The 21,321-nt window shown below is 71.1% G+C and carries 15 protein-coding genes and 2 pseudogenes; 13 read left to right on the top strand and 4 right to left on the bottom strand.

Annotated elements, in window-relative coordinates:
* Positions 1-14 precede the first annotated feature (14 nt).
* From ABD481_RS17645 to ABD481_RS17590, 12 genes and pseudogenes are all read left to right on the top strand, one after another.
* On the top strand, positions 15-1,112 hold the full coding sequence (locus tag ABD481_RS17645; RefSeq protein WP_344666762.1) for a branched-chain amino acid aminotransferase: 1,098 nt from the start codon (positions 15-17) through the stop codon (positions 1,110-1,112).
* Positions 1,113-1,207: 95 nt separating this feature from the next.
* Positions 1,208-2,476 carry an MFS transporter gene (locus ABD481_RS17640; RefSeq protein ID WP_344666761.1) on the top strand — a complete coding sequence of 423 codons (1,269 nt, stop codon included), beginning with the start codon at positions 1,208-1,210 and terminating at the stop codon, positions 2,474-2,476.
* 195 nt (positions 2,477-2,671) lie between these two features.
* Complete coding sequence (gene cimA / locus ABD481_RS17635; RefSeq protein ID WP_344666760.1) at positions 2,672-4,258, top strand: citramalate synthase; 1,587 nt, start codon at positions 2,672-2,674, stop codon at positions 4,256-4,258.
* Positions 4,259-4,463: 205 nt separating this feature from the next.
* Positions 4,464-6,188, top strand: coding sequence for a diguanylate cyclase (locus ABD481_RS17630; RefSeq protein WP_344666759.1), 1,725 nt, complete (start codon positions 4,464-4,466; stop codon positions 6,186-6,188).
* A 140-nt stretch (positions 6,189-6,328) separates the two neighbouring features.
* Positions 6,329-8,125 carry an acetolactate synthase large subunit gene (locus ABD481_RS17625; protein ID WP_344666758.1) on the top strand — a complete coding sequence of 599 codons (1,797 nt, stop codon included), beginning with the start codon at positions 6,329-6,331 and terminating at the stop codon, positions 8,123-8,125.
* Between the two features lie 59 nt (positions 8,126-8,184).
* Positions 8,185-8,691, top strand: a pseudogene (gene ilvN, locus ABD481_RS17620) (acetolactate synthase small subunit); the annotation flags it as partial.
* Positions 8,692-8,809: 118 nt separating this feature from the next.
* Positions 8,810-9,805, top strand: coding sequence for a ketol-acid reductoisomerase (gene ilvC, locus ABD481_RS17615; RefSeq protein ID WP_344666757.1), 996 nt, complete (start codon positions 8,810-8,812; stop codon positions 9,803-9,805).
* Between the two features lie 198 nt (positions 9,806-10,003).
* Positions 10,004-11,794, top strand: a complete 1,791-nt coding sequence (locus ABD481_RS17610) for an ABC transporter family substrate-binding protein (RefSeq protein ID WP_344666756.1) — start codon at positions 10,004-10,006, stop codon at positions 11,792-11,794.
* Between the two features lie 92 nt (positions 11,795-11,886).
* The gene (locus tag ABD481_RS17605) at positions 11,887-12,852 is read left to right on the top strand and encodes an ABC transporter permease (protein ID WP_344666755.1); all 966 of its coding nucleotides are present in this window, start codon (positions 11,887-11,889) and stop codon (positions 12,850-12,852) included.
* 126 nt (positions 12,853-12,978) lie between these two features.
* Positions 12,979-13,917 carry an ABC transporter permease gene (locus ABD481_RS17600; RefSeq protein WP_425559207.1) on the top strand — a complete coding sequence of 313 codons (939 nt, stop codon included), beginning with the start codon at positions 12,979-12,981 and terminating at the stop codon, positions 13,915-13,917.
* A pseudogene (locus tag ABD481_RS17595) lies at positions 13,914-15,002 on the top strand (ABC transporter ATP-binding protein); the annotation flags it as partial. The gene ABD481_RS17600 and the pseudogene ABD481_RS17595, both read left to right, overlap by 4 nt.
* 350 nt (positions 15,003-15,352) lie before the next feature.
* Positions 15,353-16,444, top strand: a complete 1,092-nt coding sequence (locus ABD481_RS17590; RefSeq protein WP_344666753.1) for an ABC transporter ATP-binding protein — start codon at positions 15,353-15,355, stop codon at positions 16,442-16,444.
* 70 nt (positions 16,445-16,514) lie between these two features.
* On the opposite strand, the gene ABD481_RS17585 is transcribed toward ABD481_RS17590, so the two are convergent.
* The 4 genes from ABD481_RS17585 to ABD481_RS17570 form a co-directional block, all read right to left on the bottom strand.
* On the bottom strand, positions 16,515-16,904 hold the full coding sequence (locus ABD481_RS17585; RefSeq protein WP_344666752.1) for a PPOX class F420-dependent oxidoreductase: 390 nt from the start codon (positions 16,902-16,904) through the stop codon (positions 16,515-16,517).
* Positions 16,905-16,944: 40 nt separating this feature from the next.
* A complete protein-coding gene (locus tag ABD481_RS17580) occupies positions 16,945-17,958 on the bottom strand; it encodes an adenosine deaminase (protein WP_344666751.1) in 1,014 nt (337 codons plus the stop codon).
* Between the two features lie 95 nt (positions 17,959-18,053).
* On the bottom strand, positions 18,054-19,088 hold the full coding sequence (locus tag ABD481_RS17575) for a DUF3533 domain-containing protein (protein WP_344666750.1): 1,035 nt from the start codon (positions 19,086-19,088) through the stop codon (positions 18,054-18,056).
* A 299-nt stretch (positions 19,089-19,387) separates the two neighbouring features.
* Positions 19,388-20,020, bottom strand: coding sequence for a hypothetical protein (locus ABD481_RS17570; protein ID WP_344666749.1), 633 nt, complete (start codon positions 20,018-20,020; stop codon positions 19,388-19,390).
* Between the two features lie 216 nt (positions 20,021-20,236).
* Between ABD481_RS17570 and ABD481_RS17565 the strand changes: the two genes are divergently transcribed.
* Positions 20,237-21,193 (top strand): DMT family transporter, encoded by a 957-nt coding sequence (locus tag ABD481_RS17565; protein ID WP_344666748.1) that lies wholly within the window; start codon positions 20,237-20,239, stop codon positions 21,191-21,193.
* Positions 21,194-21,321 lie beyond the last annotated feature (128 nt).

Below are 21,321 nucleotides of genomic sequence, written 5' to 3'. Positions count from 1 at the left end.
AAGGAGGACGCGCGATGTCATCGACCATCGAACTCAAGCCCAGCAGTACCCCCAAGTCCGCCGAGGAGCGCGAGGCCCTGAAGGCGGTCGGCGGTTTCGGCCAGATCTTCACCGACCACATGGTGACGATCCGCTACACCGAGGGCCAGGGGTGGCACGACGCCGTGCTGGAGCCCTACGGTCCGGTGAGCCTGGACCCGGCGGCCTCGGTCTTCCACTACGGCCAGGAGATCTTCGAGGGGCTGAAGGCCTTCCGCACCGCCGACGGCCAGATCGTCTCCTTCCGCCCGGAGGCCAACGCCGCGCGGTTCAACCGCAGCGCCCGCCGGATGGCGATGGCGGAGCTGCCCGAGGAGCTGTTCCTGGCCGCGATCGACGCGCTGGTGAGCACCGACCAGGAGTGGGTGCCCGAGGCCGAGGGCCACAGCCTGTACCTGCGGCCGTTCATGTTCGCCACGCAGGTCGGCCTGGGCGTGAACTCGCCGAGCAAGGAATACCTGTTCATGCTGATCGCCGGTCCCGCCGGCTCCTACTTCGCCGGCGGCGTCCGGCCGGTGACGGTGTGGCTGACCGAGGACTACGTGCGCGCGGTCAAGGGCGGCACCGGCGAGGCCAAGTGCGGCGGCAACTACGCGGCCAGCTTCCTGGCCCAGGCCCAGGCCGTGGAGCAGGGCTGCGACCAGGTGGTGTGGCTCGACGGCGCCGAGCACAAGTACGTCGAGGAGATGGGCAGCAACAACCTGTACTTCGTGTACGGCAGCGGCGCCGACGCCCGGCTGATGACACCGGCGCTGACCGGCTCCCTGCTGCCCGGCATCACCCGCGACTCGCTGCTCACCGTGGCCGCCGACCTCGGCATCCCGGCCACCGAGGGCACGATCACCGTGGACCAGTGGCGCGACGGCGTGGCGAGCGGTGAGATCACCGAGGTGTTCGGCTGCGGCACCGCCGCGGTCGTGACCCCGCTGGGCAAGGTCAAGGGCAAGGACGGCGAGTTCACCATCGGCGACGGCCAGGCCGGACCGGTGACCCTGCGGATCCGCGAGGCGCTGCTCGGCATCCAGACCGGCAAGGCGCCCGACCTGCACCACTGGCTGCGCAAGATCGCCTGAGGCGGCCGCCGCGGCGACTGCGGGCCCGCTCCGTGGAGCGGGCCCGCTTGAGTGTCGCCTTTGAATCGCCGCCCGCCGTCGGGCATGGTCGGGGAGTGACAGACACCGCGGTCGGCGGCACGCCCCGGCGTTCGCTGTGGCACCACCGGGACTTCCTGCTGCTGTGGAGCGGTCAGGCGGTCAGCGAGCTCGGCAGCGCGATCACCGTGCTGGCCGTGCCCCTGGCCGCCGTGGTGCTGCTGGAGTCCAGCACCTTCCAGGTGGGCCTGCTCACCGCGATGAGCACCCTGCCCTTCCTGCTGGTGGCGCTGCCCGCGGGCGCGCTGGTGGACCGGGCCGCCAAGCACCGGCTGATGATGTGGTGCGATCTGGGCCGGCTGCTGCTGCTCGGCTCGGTGCCCCTGGCCACGCTGCCCGGCCTGCACCTGACCTATCTCCACCTGCTGGTGGTGGCGCTGCTCACCGGGGTGCTGACCGTGTTCTTCGACGTCGCCTATCAGAGCTATCTGCCGGTCCTGCTGGCGAAGGAGGACCTGGTCGACGGCAACGGCAAGCTCGGCACCACCGCGGCGTTCGCGCAGTTCGCCGGGCCCGCGGTCGGCGGCCTCCTGGTCGGGGCGCTCGGGGCCGCGCGCTCGCTGATCGCCGACGCTGGCACCTACGCCGTCTCCGCGGTGACGCTGTTCCTGATCCGGACCCCCGAGTCGCCGCCGCATCCGAGCCATCGGGAGCGCCGGATCCGGGACGACATCAAGGAAGGGCTGCACTTCGTCGTCAAGCACCCGATCCTGCGGCGGATCGTGGCGTGCACCGGCACCGCGAACCTGTTCAACGCCATGATGCTGGCCGTCGAGATGCCCTTCATGGTCCGGGTGCTGGGCCTGCGGCCCGGCGGCGTCGGGCTGGTGCTGACCCTCGGCGCGCTGGGCGGCATCGCCGGCGGCCTGATCGCCAAGCCGTTGGCCACCCGGTACGGCAGCGCCCGGATCATCTGGCTCGCGCCGCTGGTGATCGGGCTGCCGACGTTCCTGGCGCCGCTGGCCACGCCGGGCTGGGGCGTCCTGCTCTACGCCGCCGGGCTGGCGTTCTACGGGATGGGGGCGGTGGTCTACAACGTCGCGCAGGTCTCCTACCGGCAGGCCATCACGCCGCACGCGCTGCTCGGCCGGATGAACGCCAGCGTCCGGTTCATCGTCTGGGGCACCATGCCGCTGGGCGCGCTGCTCGGCGGCGCGCTGGGCACCTGGTTCGGGCTGCGGGCCGTGGTGTGGATCGCGGTGTTCGGCAGCTACGCGGCGGTGCTGTGGGTGGTCTTCTCGCCGCTGCGCACCCTGCTCGACGTTCCGACACCCGATCCCGGATGACGAGACACACTGTCCCGGCCCGGTCGGCTGTGGCAGGGTAGGGGCCATGCAGCAGCAGCCGCAGATTATTACGGCGTGCGCGCAGGCACCGGAGCCGTCCTGAACGACGGCCCACCGCCAGCGCGCAGACCTCTCGTGGACTCCACGAGGGGTTTTCTGTTTTTCGAACGCTTTGAAGCCGAGGAGCCCCGCCGCATGTCCGTGACCGACGATTTCCACGTCTACGACACCACCCTGCGCGACGGCACGCAGCAGGAGGGCCTGTCCCTCGCCGTCGCCGACAAGCTCGCGATCGCGCGGCACCTGGACGCCCTCGGCGTCGGCTTCATCGAGGGGGGATGGCCGGGGGCCGTCCCGAAGGACACAGAGTTCTTCCGGCGGGCTCGGACCGAGCTCGACCTGAAGCACGCGCAGCTCGCGGCGTTCGGGGCGACCCGCCGGGCCGGCGCGAAGGCCGCCGACGATCCTTTGGTGGCCGCGCTGCGGGAGTCCGGGGCGCCCGTCGTCACGCTGGTGGCCAAAAGCCATGTCCGGCATGTCGAACTGGCGCTCCGGACCACCTTGGCGGAGAACCTGGCGATGATCCAGGACACGGTCTCCCACCTGCGGGCCGAGGGGCAGCGGGTGTTCCTGGACGCCGAGCACTTCTTCGACGGCTACCGGGCCGACGCCGCCTACGCCCTGGAGTGCCTGCGCACCGCCGCCGAGGCCGGGGCCGACGTGGTCGTGCTGTGCGACACCAACGGCGGCATGCTGCCGCCCCAGCTCGCCGACATCGTGCACGAGGTGCGCGAGGCCACCGCGGCCCGGATCGGCATCCACACCCACGACGACGCCTCCTGCGCGGTGGCCAACGCGCTGGCCGCGGTCGACGCCGGCGCCACCCACGTGCAGGGCACGGCCAACGGCTACGGCGAGCGCTCGGGCAACGCGAACCTGTTCAGCGTGGTCGCCAACCTCCAGCTCAAGCTGGGCCGCGAGGTGATCCCGCCGGCCGGGCTGGCCGAGATGACCCGGATCGCGCACGCCGTCTCCGAGGTCACCAACCTGGCGCCGAACCCGCAGCAGCCCTACGTCGGCGTGTCGGCGTTCGCGCACAAGGCCGGGCTGCACGCCTCGGCGGTCCGCGTCGACCCGGACCTGTACCAGCACATCGACCCGCAGCTGGTCGGCAACGACATGCGGATGCTGGTCTCGGAGATGGCCGGCCGGGCCTCGGTCGAGCTCAAGGGCAAGGAGCTGGGCTTCGACCTGTCGGCCGACCCCGGGACGCTGAGCCGGGTCACCAACCGGGTCAAGGAGCTGGAGGCCTGCGGCTACTCCTTCGAGGCCGCCGACGCCAGCTTCGAGCTGCTGCTGCGGGCCGAGCTCGGCGAGCCGGCCCGGTTCTTCGACGTGCTGTCCTGGCGCACCGTGGCCGACCAGCTGGCCGGCGGCGCCGTGGTGAACCAGGCCACGGTCAAGCTGCGGGTCAAGGGCGAGCCGGTGCTGGCCGCCGGCGAGGGCAACGGCCCGGTGAACGCGCTGGACATCGCGCTGCGCGCGGCGCTGGCCCAGGCCTATCCGGCGCTGGCCGGCCTGGAGCTGGTGGACTACAAGGTGCGGATCCTGACCGGCGACCACGGCACCGCCTCCCGGACCAGGGTGCTGATCACCACCAGCGACGGCGCCGCCGAGTGGGCCACGGTCGGGGTCGGGGAGAACGTCGTGGCGGCCTCGTGGCAGGCGCTGGTCGACGCGGTCACCTATGGACTGCTCGTGAAGGGGGAACCAGTTCTCTGACGGGGCTGGTGAGAAGTCCGCCGAACGGGGCGGAGATTGACCCGATCGGTGGTGATTCCGGCTCTCGTCCCGGTTATCTCCCGCTAATATGACGGTGCGTAAGGGGTCAGTGCCCTAGAGTCAGCCTTCCGTCGACGTCAGCGAGGGTTGGTGACGCACTGCCATGGGATGGGACAGGCGAGGGCCGATTCGGGGGCTGCCCGGGGTGCGCCTCCACAGCGCGCCGCCGGGCTATGCCGCCGCCGCCGTCCTGATCGCCGCGCACGCCACGCTGGCCGGCGCCGGGCTCGGCGGGCCGGCGCCGGCGCTGCTCGGGGACGCCGGCCTGACCGCCGCCGCCGGCCTGGCGGCGGCGGCCTGCATCGGGCGCACCATCCTGATGGTGCGCTTCTACCGCAGGGCCTGTTTCCGCTGCTACTCCTGGCTGCTGGCCGGGCTGTCCTGCCTGGCCGCGGCGGTCGGCAACGCGGTCTGGGCCTGGTACGAACTGGTGCTGGACGCCACCCCGCCCAGCCCCTCGGCGGCGGACTGGGCGTTCCTGTTCTTCGGGCCGCTGGCGCTGGCCGCCTTCGTCACCGCGCACGGCGAGGACGTGCGGCTGTCCACCCGGGTCCGGCTGCTGCTGGACACCACGCTGGTGGCCGGCTCGCTGTTCGTGGTGGCCTGGGTGCTGGCCCTGGCGCTGGCCATCGAGCGGGTGGACTCCCCGGTGCGCACCTTCCTGGTGCTCGGCTACCCGGCCTTCGACCTGGTGCTGGTCAGCCTGCTGCTGGCGCTGCGGGCCCGCACGCCGGGGGAGCGCGGCGGGATCGGCACCGGGGTCCGGGTCGGCTACCTGATGATCGTGGTCTGCGACTCGATCTTCACCATGCCGGCGGTCCGGGACGGCTACCGCTCCGGCGGGATCCTGGACACCGGCTGGTTCGCCGGGTACCTGGTGATCGCGACCGCGGCCTGGTACGGCGACGGCTTCCGGCCCGAGCGGGTGCGCCCGGCCGCCGCCGCCGTCGCCGTGCCGGCCCCGGCCCGCTGCGCCGCCGGCTGCTCGACGGCGCGGCCCGAGTGCGGGTCCGGGGCCGGCTGCGTGGGCGCGGCGGCCCCGGCGGTCACCGTGATCCCCGGCACCCTGGCCCGATCGGCCGAGCCGGCCCCGCCGGCCTGCTCCGCGCTGCGCACGGTGCGCGCCATACTGCCGTACCTGGCCGCCGCCTTCTGCCTGGCCGGCGTGCTGGCCGACGGCCTGGACACCAACCGGCGGATGGACCCGGTGGTGCTGATCGCCGGCGCTGCGGTGCTGGTGGCCCTGGTGGCCCGGCAGAGCCTGACCCTGTACGAGAACCAGCGGCTGACCGAGGACCTGCGCCGGGCCGCCGAGACCCTGCAGCACCACGCCTACCACGACCCGCTCACCGGCCTGGCCAACCGGGCGCTGCTCACCGACCGGCTGGAGCACGCGCTGACCCAGCGGCAGGCCGAGTGGGAGCCGGTGGCGGTGATCTTCCTGGACCTGGACGGCTTCAAGGGCGTCAACGACTCGGTCGGCCACGAGACCGGGGACCTGGTGCTGGTCGAGGCGGCCGGCCGGATCTCCGGCTCGCTGCGGGTCGGGGACACCGTGGCCCGGTTCGGCGGGGACGAGTTCGTGATCGTGCTGGAGGTCGGCACCACGGTCGGCGGCGCGCTGGTGGTCGCCGAGCGGATCCGCGGCCGGCTGTGTGAGGAGTACCGCATCGAGGAGCTCACCCACCGGCTCGGCGCCTCGATCGGCGTGGCCTTCTCCGAGCCCGGGGGCACCGCCTCCAACCTGCTGCGGCGGGCCGACGCGGCGATGTACCGGGCCAAGACCGGCGGGCGCAACCGGGTGGTCGCCGAACCGCTGGCGCAGGCCTGGGCGGTTTCGCATGGCGAGACCACGGCGATCAATGCTTGACACAAGTGCGGGGCCGGGGAGAGGGTTACCACCATGACGACACGAAAGTCGATTCTCGTACTTGACCGGCGCGTAGGCTGATTCTCGAAACCAGCCACGCGCCTCCCCTCGTTGAGCCTTCAGGCTCCGAGGGTTTTTTGTTGGCCAAGTACGAGTCCGGAAGAAGAGAGAAAGCCATGACAGACCGCAGTGATCAGCAGGCGATGTCCGGCGCCGCCTCGTTGATCCGCGCGCTCGAGGAGAGCGGGGTCGACACCGTCTTCGGAATCCCGGGCGGAGCCATCCTCCCGGCCTACGACCCGCTGTTGGACTCCACCCGGCTGCGCCACATCCTGGTCCGGCACGAGCAGGGCGCGGGTCACGCCGCCACCGGCTACGCGCAGGCCACCGGCCGGGTAGGCGTCTGCATGGCCACCTCCGGCCCCGGCGCCACCAACCTGGTCACGCCGATCGCCGACGCGCACATGGACTCGGTCCCGCTGGTGGCGATCACCGGCCAGGTGGCCAGCACGCACATCGGCACCGACGCCTTCCAGGAGGCGGACATCGTCGGCATCACGCTGCCGATCACCAAGCACAGCTTCCTGGTCTCCAAGGCCGACGAGATCGCCCGCACCGTCGCCGAGGCCTTCCACATCGCCGCCACCGGCCGCCCCGGCCCGGTGCTGATCGACATCACCAAGGACGCCCTGCAGTCGGCCACCTCCTTCTCCTGGCCGGTGGAGCTGAACCTGCCCGGCTACCGGCCGGTCTCCAAGCCGCACGCCAAGCAGGTGCGCGAGGCCGCGCGGATGCTCGCCGAGGCCAAGCGCCCGGTGCTGTACATCGGCGGCGGCGTGCTGAAGGCCCGGGCCACCACCGAGTTCCGGGTGCTGGCCGAGCTGACCGAGGCCCCGGTGGTGACCACCCTGATGGCCCGCGGCGCCTTCCCGGACAGCCACCCGCTGCACCTGGGGATGCCCGGGATGCACGGCACGGTGGCGGCGGTCACCGCGCTGCAGAAGGCCGACCTGATCGTGGCCCTGGGCACCCGCTTCGACGACCGGGTGACCGGCAAGCTGTCCAGCTTCGCGCCGAACGCCAAGGTGGTGCACGCCGACATCGACCCGGCCGAGATCTCCAAGAACCGGACCGCCGACGTGCCGATCGTGGGCGACTGCCGGGAGGTGATCGCCGACCTGGTGGTGGCGGTGCAGGCCGAGCACGCGGCCGGCCGGCGCGGCGACTACGCCGGCTGGTGGGAGCAGCTGAACGCCTGGCGGCGCACCTACCCGCTGGGCTACGAGCTGCCGGCCGACGGCTCGCTGGCGCCGCAGCAGGTGATCGAGCGGATCGGCCGGCTGTCCGGGCCGGACACGATCTTCACCGCCGGCGTGGGGCAGCACCAGATGTGGGCCTCGCAGTTCATCTCCTACGAGAACCCCTACACCTGGCTGAACTCCGGCGGCGCCGGCACCATGGGCTACGCGGTCCCGGCCGCGATGGGCGCCAAGGTCGGCATGCCGGACCGCACGGTCTGGGCGATCGACGGCGACGGCTGCTTCCAGATGACCAACCAGGAGCTGGCCACCTGCGCCATCAACGGCATCCCGATCAAGGTGGCGGTGATCAACAACGGCACCCTGGGCATGGTCCGGCAGTGGCAGACGCTGTTCTACGGCAAGCGCTACTCCAACACCGACCTGCACTCCCGCCGGATCCCGGACTTCGTGAAGCTGGCCGAGGCCTACGGCTGCGTGGGGCTGCGCTGCGAGTCGCCGGACGATCTGGACAAGACCATCGAGCAGGCCATGGCGGTCGACGACGCGCCGGTGGTGGTGGACTTCGTGGTGCACCAGGACGCGATGGTGTGGCCGATGGTCCCCGCCGGGGTGTCCAACGATGAGATCCTGGCGGCGCAGGACGTGCGCCCCGACTTCGGGGACGGCGAGGAATGAGCCGGCGGGCAGACCCCAGGTCCATCCAACACAGCGGCGACGGCGAGGAGTAAAGACTCATGTCACGGCACACCCTCTCCGTGCTGGTGGAGAACAAGCCCGGGGTCCTGACCCGGGTGGCCGGGCTGTTCGCCCGGCGCGACTTCAACATCGAGTCGCTGGCCGTCGGGCCGACCGAGCACGAGGACGTCTCCCGGATCACCCTGGTGGTGACCGTCGAGGAGCACCCGCTGGAGCAGGTCACCAAGCAGCTCAACAAGCTGGTGAACGTGCTCAAGATCGTCGAGCTGGACGCCGGCGCCAGCGTGCAGCGCGAGCTGCTGCTGGTCAAGGTCCGCTGCGACCAGGAGACCCGGGCCGAGGTGCTGGCCACCGTGCAGCTGTTCCGCGCCAAGGTGGTCGACGTGGCCACCGACGCGGTCACCGTGGAGGCCACCGGCAACCGCGAGAAGATCGAGGCGCTGCTGCGGGTCCTGGAGCCGTTCGGGATCAAGGAGCTGGTCCAGTCCGGCATGGTGGCCATCGGCCGCGGCTCGCGCTCCATCGCCGACCGGCCGCTGCGGGCGGCGAGCCCCGAGGACGTCCGGACCCACCACGAGGGCGGGTCCCACAGCACGCACAACGGCCACAGCGCCGCGCGCGACACCCACAACCGCACCCACAGAAAGCAAGTGAGCGACCACCATGGCTGAGATGTACTACGACGACGACGCGGACCTGAGCATCATCCAGGGCCGCAGTGTCGCGGTCCTGGGCTACGGGTCCCAGGGCCACGCGCACGCGCTGTCCCTGCGGGACTCCGGCGTGGACGTGCGCGTGGGACTTCCGGAGGGCTCCAAGTCCCGGCAGGCGGCCGAGGAGGCCGGGCTGCGCGTCGTCACCCCGTTCGAGGCCTGCGAAGAGGCCGACGTGATCATGGTGCTGGTGCCGGACCCGGTCCAGCGCCAGGTCTACGCCGAGGCCATCGAGCCGAACCTGGCCGAGGGCGACGCCCTGTTCTTCGGCCACGGCCTGAACATCCGCTACGGCTTCATCAAGCCCCCGCCCGGCGTCGACGTCTGCATGGTGGCCCCCAAGGGCCCCGGCCACCTGGTGCGCCGCCAGTTCACCGAGGGCCGCGGCGTGCCGTGCCTGATCGCGGTCGAGCAGGACGCCACCGGCAACGGCACCGCCCTGGCCCTGTCCTACGCCAAGGGCATCGGCGGCACCCGGGCCGGCGTCATCAAGACCACCTTCACCGAGGAGACCGAGACCGACCTGTTCGGCGAGCAGGCGGTGCTGTGCGGCGGCGCCGAGGCGCTGATCAAGGCCGGCTTCGAGACCCTGACCGAGGCCGGCTACCAGCCCGAGGTGGCCTACTTCGAGTGCCTGCACGAGCTCAAGCTGATCGTCGACCTGATGTACGAGGGCGGCCTGGAGAAGATGAACTGGTCGGTCTCGGAGACCGCCGAGTGGGGCGGCTACGTCACCGGCCCGCGCGTCATCACCGAGCAGACCAAGGCCACCATGAAGCAGGTGCTGGCCGAGATCCAGGACGGCACCTTCGCGAACAGCTGGATCGCGGAGTACGACGCCGGCCTGCCGAACTACAAGAAGTACGTCGAGGCCGAGGCCGCGCACCCGATCACCGGGACCGGCAAGCAGCTGCGCTCGATGATGTCCTGGATCCGCGAGGACTGATTCCGCGCCGGACCGGCGTGGAGAAGGCCGGCGCCGCACACCTGTGCGGCGCCGGCCTTCGGCGTTCCCAGGGGCCTGAAATCCCTCTTGTCACTCTTTCGCCACTTTCAATCTGAAGGTCGTGATTGTCGGGAATAGAGTGGCGAACGCGCTCCCAGCAGCGCGTTCGCCATCGTGTGTCCCGACAGGAGGAGAAAGATGGGCGTCAGCAGGAGGACACTCGCGCTGCGGACCGGTGCGATCGCGGCGGCGGTGGCGCTGGCCGCGAGTGCGTGCGGCAGCAGCAAGAGCAACGGCGGCGGATCCGGCTCCGGGTCCGGCGCCACCAGCGGCGGGGACAAGAACACGGTGAACTCCGCCAGCGTCAAGCAGGGCGGCAAGGTCACCTGGACCATCGAGAAGACGGTCCAGGACTGGAACCCGCTGACGTCCAACGGCAACACGTTCGACTACGCGCAGGTCACCAACGGCATCTACCCCACGGTCTACATCGGGCAGCCGGACTACTCGGTGAAGCTGAACACCGATCTGATGGACGGCGACCCGCAGGTCACCGACGCCACCGCCGACGCCCCGCAGAAGATCGTCTACAAGATCCAGCAGAACGCCAAGTGGTCCGACGGGACCCCGATCTCCGCCGACGACTTCGTCTACCTGTGGGAGGCGCAGAACGGCACCAACCCGAACGTCGACGCGGCCAGCACCACCGGGTACTCGCAGGTGGAGTCGGTGGTCGGCAGCGACAACGGCAAGACGGTGACCGTCACCTTCAAGAAGGGCGCGCCGTTCTCGGACTGGAAGTCGCTGTTCTCCTCACTGCTGCCCAGCCACATCGCCAAGCAGCACGGCGACGTCGCGGCCTCCTTCACCTGGCTGGACGCCAACCCGCCGACCGTCTCCGGCGGCCCGTTCCAGATCGCCCCGGGCGGGGTGTCGGCGGACAAGAGCCTGGTCAAGACCGTCCGCAACGCGCAGTACTACGGCAAGGCGGCGAACCTGGACGAGGTCGACTTCCGGGCCATCACCGACTCCGCGCAGGAGCCGACCGCGCTGGCCAACGGGGAGGTGGACGGCATCTATCCGCAGCCGCAGCTGGACCTGGTGAACCGGGTCAAGAACATCAGCGGCGTGGACTACCACATCAACCAGGGCCTGGTGTTCGAGCACATCGACCTGAACATGCGCAACACCGCGTTCGGCGGCCCGGCCGACGCCGACCAGACCGCGCCGGCCAAGGTCGCGCTGCGCCAGGCCATGTTCACCGCGTTCGACCGGCAGGGGCTGGTCAACCGGACCATCAAGCAGTTCGACGACCAGGCCAAGGTGCTGAACAACCGGATGCTGATGCCCGGCCAGCCCGGCTACCAGGACAACGTCACCAGCTCCTACCCGGAGGCCGGGGACCTGGCCAAGGCCAAGCAGATCCTGACCACGGCCGGCTACACCGGCGTGGGCACCGCGCTGGTCGACCCGTCCGGCAAGCCGGTGCCGGCCTTCAGCATGCGCTACACCGTCGGCAACCAGCTGCGCCAGGACACCAGCAACCTGTTCGCCCAGGCCATGAAGGAGCTGGGGATCACCGTCAACGTCAGCTCCACCGACGCCCTGGGCAAGACCCTGACCCAGTCCGACGCCCAGCACCAGTGGGACGTCATCGTCTTCGCCTGGGTGGCCACGCCGTTCCCGAACTCGTCGAACCAGCCCATCTACACCACCGCCAAGCAGGGCAGCCCGCAGAGCAACTACGGCTACTACAGCAACGCCAACGTCGACAAGTGGCTGGCCGACGCCGCCACCAACGCCGACGAGAAGGTCCGGGAGAGCGACCTGAACCAGGCCGACGCCCAGGTCACCAAGGACGCCTACACGCTGCCGCTGTACCAGAAGCCGACGATGATCGCCTACAAGAACACGCTGGGCAACGTGCGCGACAACGCCACGCAGATCGGCCCGACGTACAACATCCAGGAGTGGGGCTTCAAGTCCTAGTCCGCGCCGGCCGGCCGGGCCCCGCGCTCCGGCCGGCCGTCCCGGGCCCCGACGGCCCGCCCGGTGTCCACCCCTGACGAAGAAGGCCCGACATGCTCGCCTTCACCATCCGCCGCCTGCTGGTGTCCATCCCCATCCTGATCCTGTCCACGTTCCTGGTCTTCATGCTGGTGGCCTGGGGCGCGGACCCGCTGGGCGACTTCAAGTCCAAGAACCCGCCGCCCTCGCCGGCCCAGATCGCGGCCCGGGAGCACGAACTGGGCCTGGACCAGCCGCTGCTGACCCAGTACTGGAACTGGATCAAGGGTGTGCTGCACGGCGACTTCGGGCCGTCGGTGCAGGGGTCGGCGTTCAACATCAACGAGGAGCTGGGCCGCCGCACCTGGGTCACCTTCCGGCTGGTGATCTGCGCGATCATCATCGCGCTGATCCTGGCGGTGATCGTCGGTGTGATCACCGCGGTGAAGCAGTACAGCGTCGTGGACTACGTCGGGACCCTGGTCGGCTTCTTCTTCCTGTCGCTGCCGGTGTTCTGGTTCGCGATCCTGCTGAAGATCTGGGCCACCAACATCAACAACTCCCTGGGCACCAACATCAAGACCCTGGGGCCGCCCGGCGGCGAGTGGGGCGGCATCGGCTCCTGGGCCGGGTTCCTGGTGCTGCCCACCATCACGCTGGCGCTGAGCTCCTACGCCACCTGGGCCCGGTTCCAGCGGGCCTCGATGCTGGACGTGCTGAACAGCGACTACATGCGGCTGGCCCGGGCCAAGGGCCTGTCACCGCGCCGGGTCATGGTCCGGCACGGCCTGCGCACCGCGCTGATCCCGATGACCACCCAGGTCACCCTGGACGTCGCGGCCATCATGGGCGGCACGGTGATCACCGAGCAGATCTTCCAGTGGCAGGGCCTCGGGACGATGTTCCTCAACGGCATCCGGACCCAGGACACCAACGCGGTGCTGGCCTGGCTGCTCATCTCGGCGACCCTGGTGATCGTCTTCAACCTGATCGCGGACCTGCTCTACGCGGTGCTCGACCCGCGGATCCGGCTGTCGTAGGAGGGATGACCGATGCCTGAGAACCCCTTGCCCAGGGACGTCAACGACGAGCCGGCGGGCGACGGACGGCCGCCGGTGGACCGCAACGCCGAGTTCCTCGGGGACCAGGGCCAGCAGCCCGGCCTGATGATAGACGCCGTCACCCCGGGCGGCGAGGACATCCTGGTCGGCGGCGGGCCCGATCCGGACGCCGACCACGAGTTCTCGGTCGAGGCGCGCAGCCAGTGGCAGCTGGTGCTGCGCCGGTTCCGGCAGCACAAGCTGGCCGTGGCCTCGCTGTTCGTCCTGCTGCTGGTGGTGCTGTTCGCCTTCCTCGGGCCGGTGCTGTGGCACTACAAGCCGACCAAGTTCACCGACGACTTCTCGGTGCCGCCCTCGCTGAAGCACCCGTTCGGCACCGACAGCAACGGCGCGGACCACATGGCCCAGGTGATGGCCGGCACCCAGCTGTCGCTGAAGATCGCCTTCGCGGTGTCGATCACCGCCACCGTGTTCGGCTCGATCTACGGCGCGGTCTCCGGCTACTACCGGGGCATCACCGACACCCTGATGATGCGCCTGGTCGACCTGGTGCTGACCATTCCGGCGCTGGCCGTCGGCGCGCTGCTGGGCAAGCGGTTCGGCAGCAACTGGTGGCTGCTGGCCGCGGTGCTGGCCGCGCTGCTGTGGACCGGTTCGGCCCGGGTGGTGCGCGGCCAGGTGCTCTCGGTCCGGGAGAAGGAGTTCGTGGAGGCCGCGCGGGCGCTGGGCGCCAGCGACCGGCGGATCATCTTCCGGCACATCCTGCCCAACGTGGCCGGTCCGATCATCGTGCTGTTCACGCTGCTGGTGGCCACCGCGGTGCTGACCGAGACCGCGCTGAGCTATCTGGGCTTCGGCGTGCAGTTCCCGGACATCTCGCTGGGCTCGCTGATCACCGCCGGGGAGACCGCGGCCACCGGCGGGCGCGGCTGGCTGTTCTACTTCCCGGGCCTGTTCATCATCCTCATCGCGCTGACCGTGAACTTCATCGGCGACGGCCTGCGCGACGCCCTCGACCCGACGCAGACGAAGGCCCGCGCATGAGTGCTGAGAACTCCTCTCCCGCCTCCGGCCCGGGCTCCGGGCCCGGTTCCGGCGCTCCCGGTTCCGGTACCCCTGGTTCTGGCGGTGGCGGGGCGGTGCTGTCGGTCCGGGACCTGACCGTCACCTTCCCCAGCGACGCCGGCCCCGTGCAGGCCGTGCGCGGCGTGTCCTACGACCTGCGGCCCGGCGAGGTGCTGGGGATCGTCGGCGAGTCCGGCTCGGGCAAGTCGGTGACCTCGATGGCGGTGATGGGGCTGCTGCCCAAGACCGCGCGGACCACCGGCTCGGTGCGCTTCCGGGGCCGGGAGCTGCTCGGGCTGGCGGAGAAGGAGATGACCTCGGTCCGGGGCAAGAAGATCGCGATGATCTTCCAGGACCCGATGACCTCGCTGAACCCGGTCTACAAGATCGGCTGGCAGCTGTCCGAGGCGGTGCTGGCGCACAACGACGTCTCCAAGGAGGTGGCCCGCAAGCGGGCGCTGGACCTGCTGGAGATCGTCGGCATCCCGTCCCCGGACAAGCGGATCGACCAGTATCCGCACGAGTTCTCCGGCGGTATGCGGCAGCGCGTGGTGATCGCGATCGCGATGGCCAACGACCCGGACGTGATCATCGCCGACGAGCCCACCACCGCCCTGGACGTGACGGTGCAGGCCCAGGTGCTGGAGGCGCTGCGGGCGGCCCAGCACGAGACCGGCGCCGCGATGGTGCTGATCACCCACGACCTGGGAGTGGTGGCCGGGCAGGCGGACCGGGTGCTGGTGATGTACGCCGGCAAGCCGGTGGAGATCGGGCCCATCGACGGGATCTACTACCAGCCGCGGATGCCGTACACGGTCGGCCTGCTCGGCTCGCTGCCCCGGCTGGACCAGCGGACGCAGGAGAAGCTCACGCCGATCCCGGGCACCCCGCCGTCGGTGGTGAACCTGCCGCCGGGCTGCCCGTTCGCGCCGCGGTGCCCGCTGCGGACCGACATCTGCCTGGACCGGGAGCCGGCGCTGCTGCCGGTGCTCGGCGCCGAGCACCAGGCCGCCTGCCACCACAGCGACCTGCTGACGCACGCGGACGCGATGGACATCTTCAGCACCGACCCCAACGCGGCACCGGGCGCGGCGCCGACGGACGCGCCGCTCGCCGGGGGTCCGGCGGCGGCGGGCCTCGGATCGGCGACGGACGCGCCGCCCCTGGGAGGCCCGGGCGCCGAGGCGAGCCCCGGACCGGTGGGCGGACCGGGCTCCGACCCGGGCAGCACGTCGAGCACTGATCCGAGCACTGATCCGGGCGCTGATTCGAGCGCTGGTCCGAATGCTGCTTCGGGCGCTGGTCCGAATGCCGGTCCGGGCGCTGCTCCGGGCACCGCTCCGCCGCCCGGCCCGAAGCCCGATCCCGACCCCGATTCCCACCCCGGCCAGGACCCGCAGAGCGGAGCCGCGCAGTGAGCACCACGACCCCGAACCCGGCGCCGGCCCCGGTCCAGGACGCCGGCGGCACCCCGCTGCTGTCGGTCCGGAACCTGGTCAAGGAGTTCCCGATCCGCTCCTCGGGCCTGATCCGCAAACAGGTCGGGGTGGTGCAGGCGGTCTCGGACATCTCCTTCGACATCGCCGTCGGCGAGACCCTGGGCCTGGTCGGCGAGTCCGGCTGCGGCAAGTCGACGACCTCGCGCGCGGTCCTGCACCTGCAGCCCGCGACCTCCGGCACGGTCCTGTTCGACGGCGTGGACCTGACCGCGATCGGCAAGAACGAGCTGCGCCGCCTGCGCCGCGACATGCAGCTGGTGTTCCAGGACCCGTTCGCCAGCCTGGACCCGCGGATCACGGTCAACGAGATCATCGCCGAGCCGCTGCGCATCCACGGGCTGTACGGCGACCGGGGCGGCGGCCGCAAGAAGGTCGAGGACCTGATGGCCACCGTCGGCCTCAAGCCCGAGCACGGCAACCGCTACCCGCACGAGTTCTCCGGCGGCCAGCGCCAGCGCATCGGCATCGCCCGGGCCCTGGCCCTGCGCCCGCGGCTGCTGGTCCTGGACGAGCCGGTCTCGGCGCTCGACGTGTCCATCCAGGCCGGCGTGATCAACCTGCTGGAGGAGCTCCAGGACGAGCTGGGCCTGGCCTACCTGTTCGTGGCCCACGACCTGTCGGTGGTCCGCCACATCGCCGACCGGGTGGCCGTCATGTATCTGGGCAAGATCGTCGAGATCGGCCCGCGCGACGACCTGTTCGACCGGCCGCAGCACCCGTACACCCAGGCCCTGATCTCGGCGATCCCGATCCCCGACCCCCGGCGCGAGCGCAGCCGGGAGCGGATCCTGCTCCAGGGCGACGTGCCCTCCCCGGCCAATCCGCCGTCCGGCTGCCGGTTCCGCACCCGGTGCCCCAAGTTCCTGACCCTGACCGACGACCAGCAGCAGAAGTGCGTCACCGAGGAGCCGCCGCTGGTCGGGCGCGGGCCCGGCGGGATGGCGACGAGCGCGGACGCCGCGCACAAGGCGGCGTGCCACTACGCGGAGTCGCTGCGGGTGCTGTGAACGGGAGAAGGGTCCGGGCCGGGCGGCGGGAACACCGCCGCCCGGCCCGGACCCTTTGCCCGCCGGAGCGCTACTGCTGCACGATCCTCGTCGGCCGCACGCCGATCTTCACCCGGTCCGCGGCGTCGCCCGGGGTGACGGCGGTGCCGTCGTACCACTCGGACAGCGTCTGGTACATCGTGGCCTCGGGGTCGTCCTCGACCGTCTCGACGACGCCGCGGACCTCCATGTAGCCGTACGGGTTCTCCGGGTCGAGGAAGGCGATGGAGACCCGGGGCTCGTGGGCGATGTTCTTGTACTTCTGGCGATAGCTGGTGTGCGTGAACCACAGAAGCTCCCCGTCCCACTTGAACCACATGGGGTTCACCTGCGGGGCGCCGTCGGGGCGGACGGTGGCCAGATTGACCAGGACCGGCTTCTCCAGCAGGGCACGGGCCTTGTCGGAAATCTCAAGCGTCATGTGCGATCCCAACCTTTCATGCGGGTAGTGGCATTCCCGATCATCGGGCCTGCGCCGCGTAGGCGTCGATCTCAGCGGCCAATCGGTGCTTGGCCGCGGCGTCCAGGAACGAGGACCGGACCGCGTTCTTGGCCAGGTCGGCCACGCCCTGCTCGTCCAGGGCCAGCAGCTTGGCGGCGACCTCGTACTCGGTGTTCAGGTCGGTGCCGAACATCGGCGGATCGTCGCTGTTCACGGTGATGGACAGGCCCGCCTCGGCCATCCGGCGGACGGGGTGCTGGTCCAGGTCCGCGACCACGCCGGTGGCGATGTTCGAGGTCGGGCAGACCTCGATCGGGATCCGGTGCTCGCCCAGGTAGTCGATCAGCTCCGGGTCCTGGACCAGGGAGGTGCCGTGGCCGATGCGCTCGGCCTTGAGGTGGCGCAGCGCGTCCCAGACCGTCTCCGGCCCGGTCGACTCGCCGGCGTGCGGCACGCTGTGCAGCCCGAGAGCCAGGGCGCGCTCGAAGTACGGCGCGAACTGCGGCCGGGGCACGCCGATCTCCGGGCCGCCGAGGCCGAAGCCGACCAGGGCCTCCGGCTGCCGGGTCTCGATCAGCGCGATCGTCTCCTCGGCCGCCTCCAGCCCGGCCTCTCCGGGGATGTCGAAGATCCACTTCAGGGTGAGCCCGAAGTCGCGGAGCGCGGACTGCCGCGCGTCCTCGATCGCCTCCAGATACGCCATGCCGTCGATGCCCCGCCGGATGTGCGAGCGCGGGGTGCAGGTCAGCTCGGCGTACCGGATGTTCTGCGCGGCCATGTCCTGCGCCACGCCGTAGGTCAGGTCCCTGATGTCCTCGGGGGTCCGGATCAGGTCCACCACGTTCAGGTAGAGCTCGATGAAGTGCCGGAAGTCGGTGAAGGTGAAGTACTCGGCCAGGCGCTCCGGGTCGGCCGGGACGTCGGTCGCGCCCTCGTGGCGGGCCGCGAGGCCGGCGACGACGCGCGGTGACGCCGAGCCGACGTGGTGGACGTGGAGCTCGGCCTTGGGCAGGCCCTGGATGAAGTCGCGCATGCGCGCGATTCTGCCAAACCGCGCGCTGCCCCTCGCCGCCGCAGTTGGATCGCGGTGTCAGCTCCGCGCCGCCGCGGCCGGACCCCGCCGGGTGCTCAGTGCTCGCTCAACCGCAGCACCGCGTTGTCCCGGCCGGCCCCGAGCACCGACAGCACCACCCCGACCGCGGCGTAGGCGGCCAGCACCCAGATGGCGGTCCCCAGTCCTTGGGAGTGGAAGTACGCCACCCCGCGCACGGCGTTGGTGCCCTGGAAGTTCGGCAGCCAGGGCCCGATCTCCCGCCAGAACGTCGGGATCATGTTCCGCGGCCACGGACCGGCCGCCGAGGGATTGCCGAGGATCACGAAGATCGCGATGCCGATCCCGGTCCCGATCAGCCCCAGGAAGGTCTGGAGCCCGTTGGCGAACACCGAGACCGCGAACACCACCAGCGTCCCGATCAGGGCCTGGAGCCACCAGCTGCCGCCCAGGAAGCCCATGATCGTGTGCACGATCAGCGTTCCGCCGATCCCGCCGAGCACGCTGTACCCGGCCAGCAGCCCGATCCGCTCCAGCGCCACGCCGGGGCTGCTGCTTTTCATCCCGGCCATCAGCCCGACCAGCGTCGAGGCCAGGTAGCCGCCCACGGTCCAGGCGATGACCAGGTAGAACGGCACCAGTCCCGAGGGGTCCCCGCGGTGCGGCGGCACGACGTCCCGCAGCCGCAGCGTGTGCTGCTGGGCCTGCGCGGCCTGGGTGAACGCCAGCTGCATCGCCTGCGGCGCGGCCGGGCCGAGCGCGGTGGTGACCAGCAACTCGTCGACGGTCCCGGCAGTCGCCGGAACGTAGGCGCCGAGCACGTCGCGGTGCTGCACCGCGTGCTCGGCCTCGGCCGCGCCCGGCTCCGGCATGAGCGTGAACAACGGCCCGGCCTGGTCGGAGGTCTTCTGCAACTCCTCGACCACCGGCGCCGGCGCCACCACCCCGACCGGCATCCGGTGCGGCCGCTGCGGGCCGTGCATGGCGCCGGTGTAGGAGATGACGAAGGCCAGCTGCATGAGCAGCGCCATGAACAGGAAGAAGCCGATCCGCAGTTTCCGCCCGTACTCGTAGCGGTTCGAGTTGGCGGCTTGCAGGGCGGCACGGTTCATGCCGGGCGGATACCCGGAGTATCGGGCGGAATGCCGGGAATCTGCCGATCGGGTGGCGGCCCGGCTCCGGGGCCGTCTCCGGCTCTGCTCCAGGTCGCAGCTTCAAGCCCTGCTCAAGCTCAGCTCAAGCGCTGCTCAGGCCCTGCTTCCGCCCTTGCTTCAGGCGTTGCTTTCGGCCTCGCATCAGATCTTGCTTCCGCACTTGCTTCGGGCCTTGTTCCGGACCTTGCCTTCGGCCTTGCTTCCGACCTGCTCCAGGTATCTGCTTCCGGTTCTGCTCCCGGTACCTGCCTCAAGCCCTACTTCAAGCCCTGCTTCCGACTCTTCTTGCGGTCCTTCTGCTGGGACTTCGGCGGCTTCGGCGGCTTGGGCACCCCGCCGATCATCCTCGGCATCCGGCCCAGCGTGGTGGCCGGCGAGGGCAGGGGCGGCGCCGCCTCGGAGCCGCCGTCCGGCGCCACCGCGCCGCCGAGCGGGCGCATGCGCAGGATCGCGGACTCGCGGGCCCAGCGGCGCTGGTGGTCGTCGCCCTCGGCGAGGTTCAGGCGCTCGGCGTGCAGGGCCGCGGCCGCCGCGCCCCAGTCCGGGGTGCCGGGCACCACCAGCTCGACCTGGCTCAGCCAGCTGATCACCCGGCCGCCGTCGTCCTTGCTGCGCATCCCGACCTCGACCACCCGGCCGGGCACCGCCCACATCGGCAGCGGCTGCTCGGCGCCGCCGGCCACGATCGTCACCGCGCCGTCGTGCCACACGTGCCAGACCGCCTGCGGGCCGCTGCGCTCCGGGCCCTTCGCGGCCTCGGACAGGCCGGCCGGGCTGAGCCAGACCAGACCGGACTTGCGGGCCGCCTCCTCGATCAGGGCGGCGTCGAAGTCCGGCTCGGGGACCCAGGGCGCGTCGGGGGCGGCGGTGGCGGCGGGCTGCTCGGGCATGGCCGTAGCGTCTCATATCTTGTGCGGCGCGATCGCCTCCGTCGGCCACCCGGTCACGCATAGTCCGCACGTGCCGCGATCGGCGGCCCCGCGGCGGGGCCGCCGCCTTCCGCATGGTGAGCAGGGGAGTGACTCCCTTGCGTCCGCGATTACGCTGATAGCCGCTGACATGAGCGCGTTGCGGGACAGGGGCTTACACGTGACCGGAATACACAGGTGACCGCGGACAGTGTGGCGTCCGCCGGGGCGGCCGCGGCGTCGGCGATCCCGGTCCGGGTGTCCGCGGTCCACCGGCCGCCGAAGGCCGACATGGCGGTCCTCGGGGTCGCGGTCACGGCCGTCGGCACCTCCGGGCCGCTGATCGCCGCCGCCGCCGCGCCGGCCATGGCGATCGCCTTCTGGCGCAACGCCATAGCCACCGTGGTCTTCGCCCCGTACGTGCTGGCCAGGCGCGGGCTCCGCGCCGAGCTGCGCGGGCTGGGGGCGCGGACCACGCTGCTGGCGCTGGTGTCCGGACTGGTCCTGGGGGCGCACTTCGCGACCTGGACGCCGTCGGCGAAGCTGTCCTCGGTGGCGTCGGCGACGGCCTTCGCCGCGACCCAGCCGATCTTCGCCGCGATGGTGGCCCGGGCGCTGGGGCACCACGTGCCGCGCCGGGCCTGGGCCGGGATCGTGGTGGCGTTCGTCGGGGTGATCGTGCTGTCCGGGGTGGACTTCCACGCCTCGCTGCGGGCGTTCGAGGGGGACCTGCTGGCGCTGACCGCCGCCGCCTTCGCCGCCGTCTACATGTCGATCGGCCAGGAGGTGCGCAAGACCGCGAGCCTGCCGACCTACGCGCTGCTCTGCTACGGCGCCGCGTCGGTGTTCCTGATCGGCGCCGCGCTGGTCACCGGCTCCTCGCTGGTCGGCTTCAGCGGCAACGCGTGGGCGAAGATCGGCGCGCTGACCGTGCTCGCGCAGTTCCTCGGGCACACCCTGTTCAACCGGGTCGTGAAGACGACCAGCCCCACCGTCATCTCCACGGCCATCCTGCTGGAGGTGCCGATGGCGGCGGTGATCGCGGCGGTCTTCCTGCACCAGGTGCCGTCGGTGTGGGCGATTCCGGGGGCGGTGCTGATCCTCGCCGGACTGCTGCTCGTGGTCACCGGGAACCGGGGCGGCGCGGCGGACTGAGCGCGGGGGAGGATCCCCACAAAACCGGGCCTGGAAGTGGCGCGCGTCATGATGACGCCCTAGGTGACCCGCCAGTAACGTGACGGCTGTATCAAGCGGTCCGTACCCACTCCCGGGAGGGAACCCAC

Source organism: Catenulispora yoronensis, assembly GCF_039531695.1.
Taxonomy (GTDB): domain Bacteria; phylum Actinomycetota; class Actinomycetes; order Streptomycetales; family Catenulisporaceae; genus Catenulispora; species Catenulispora yoronensis.
Note: the sequence above shows the minus strand (reverse complement) of the source record. Positions and strands in the feature narration are given on the sequence as shown.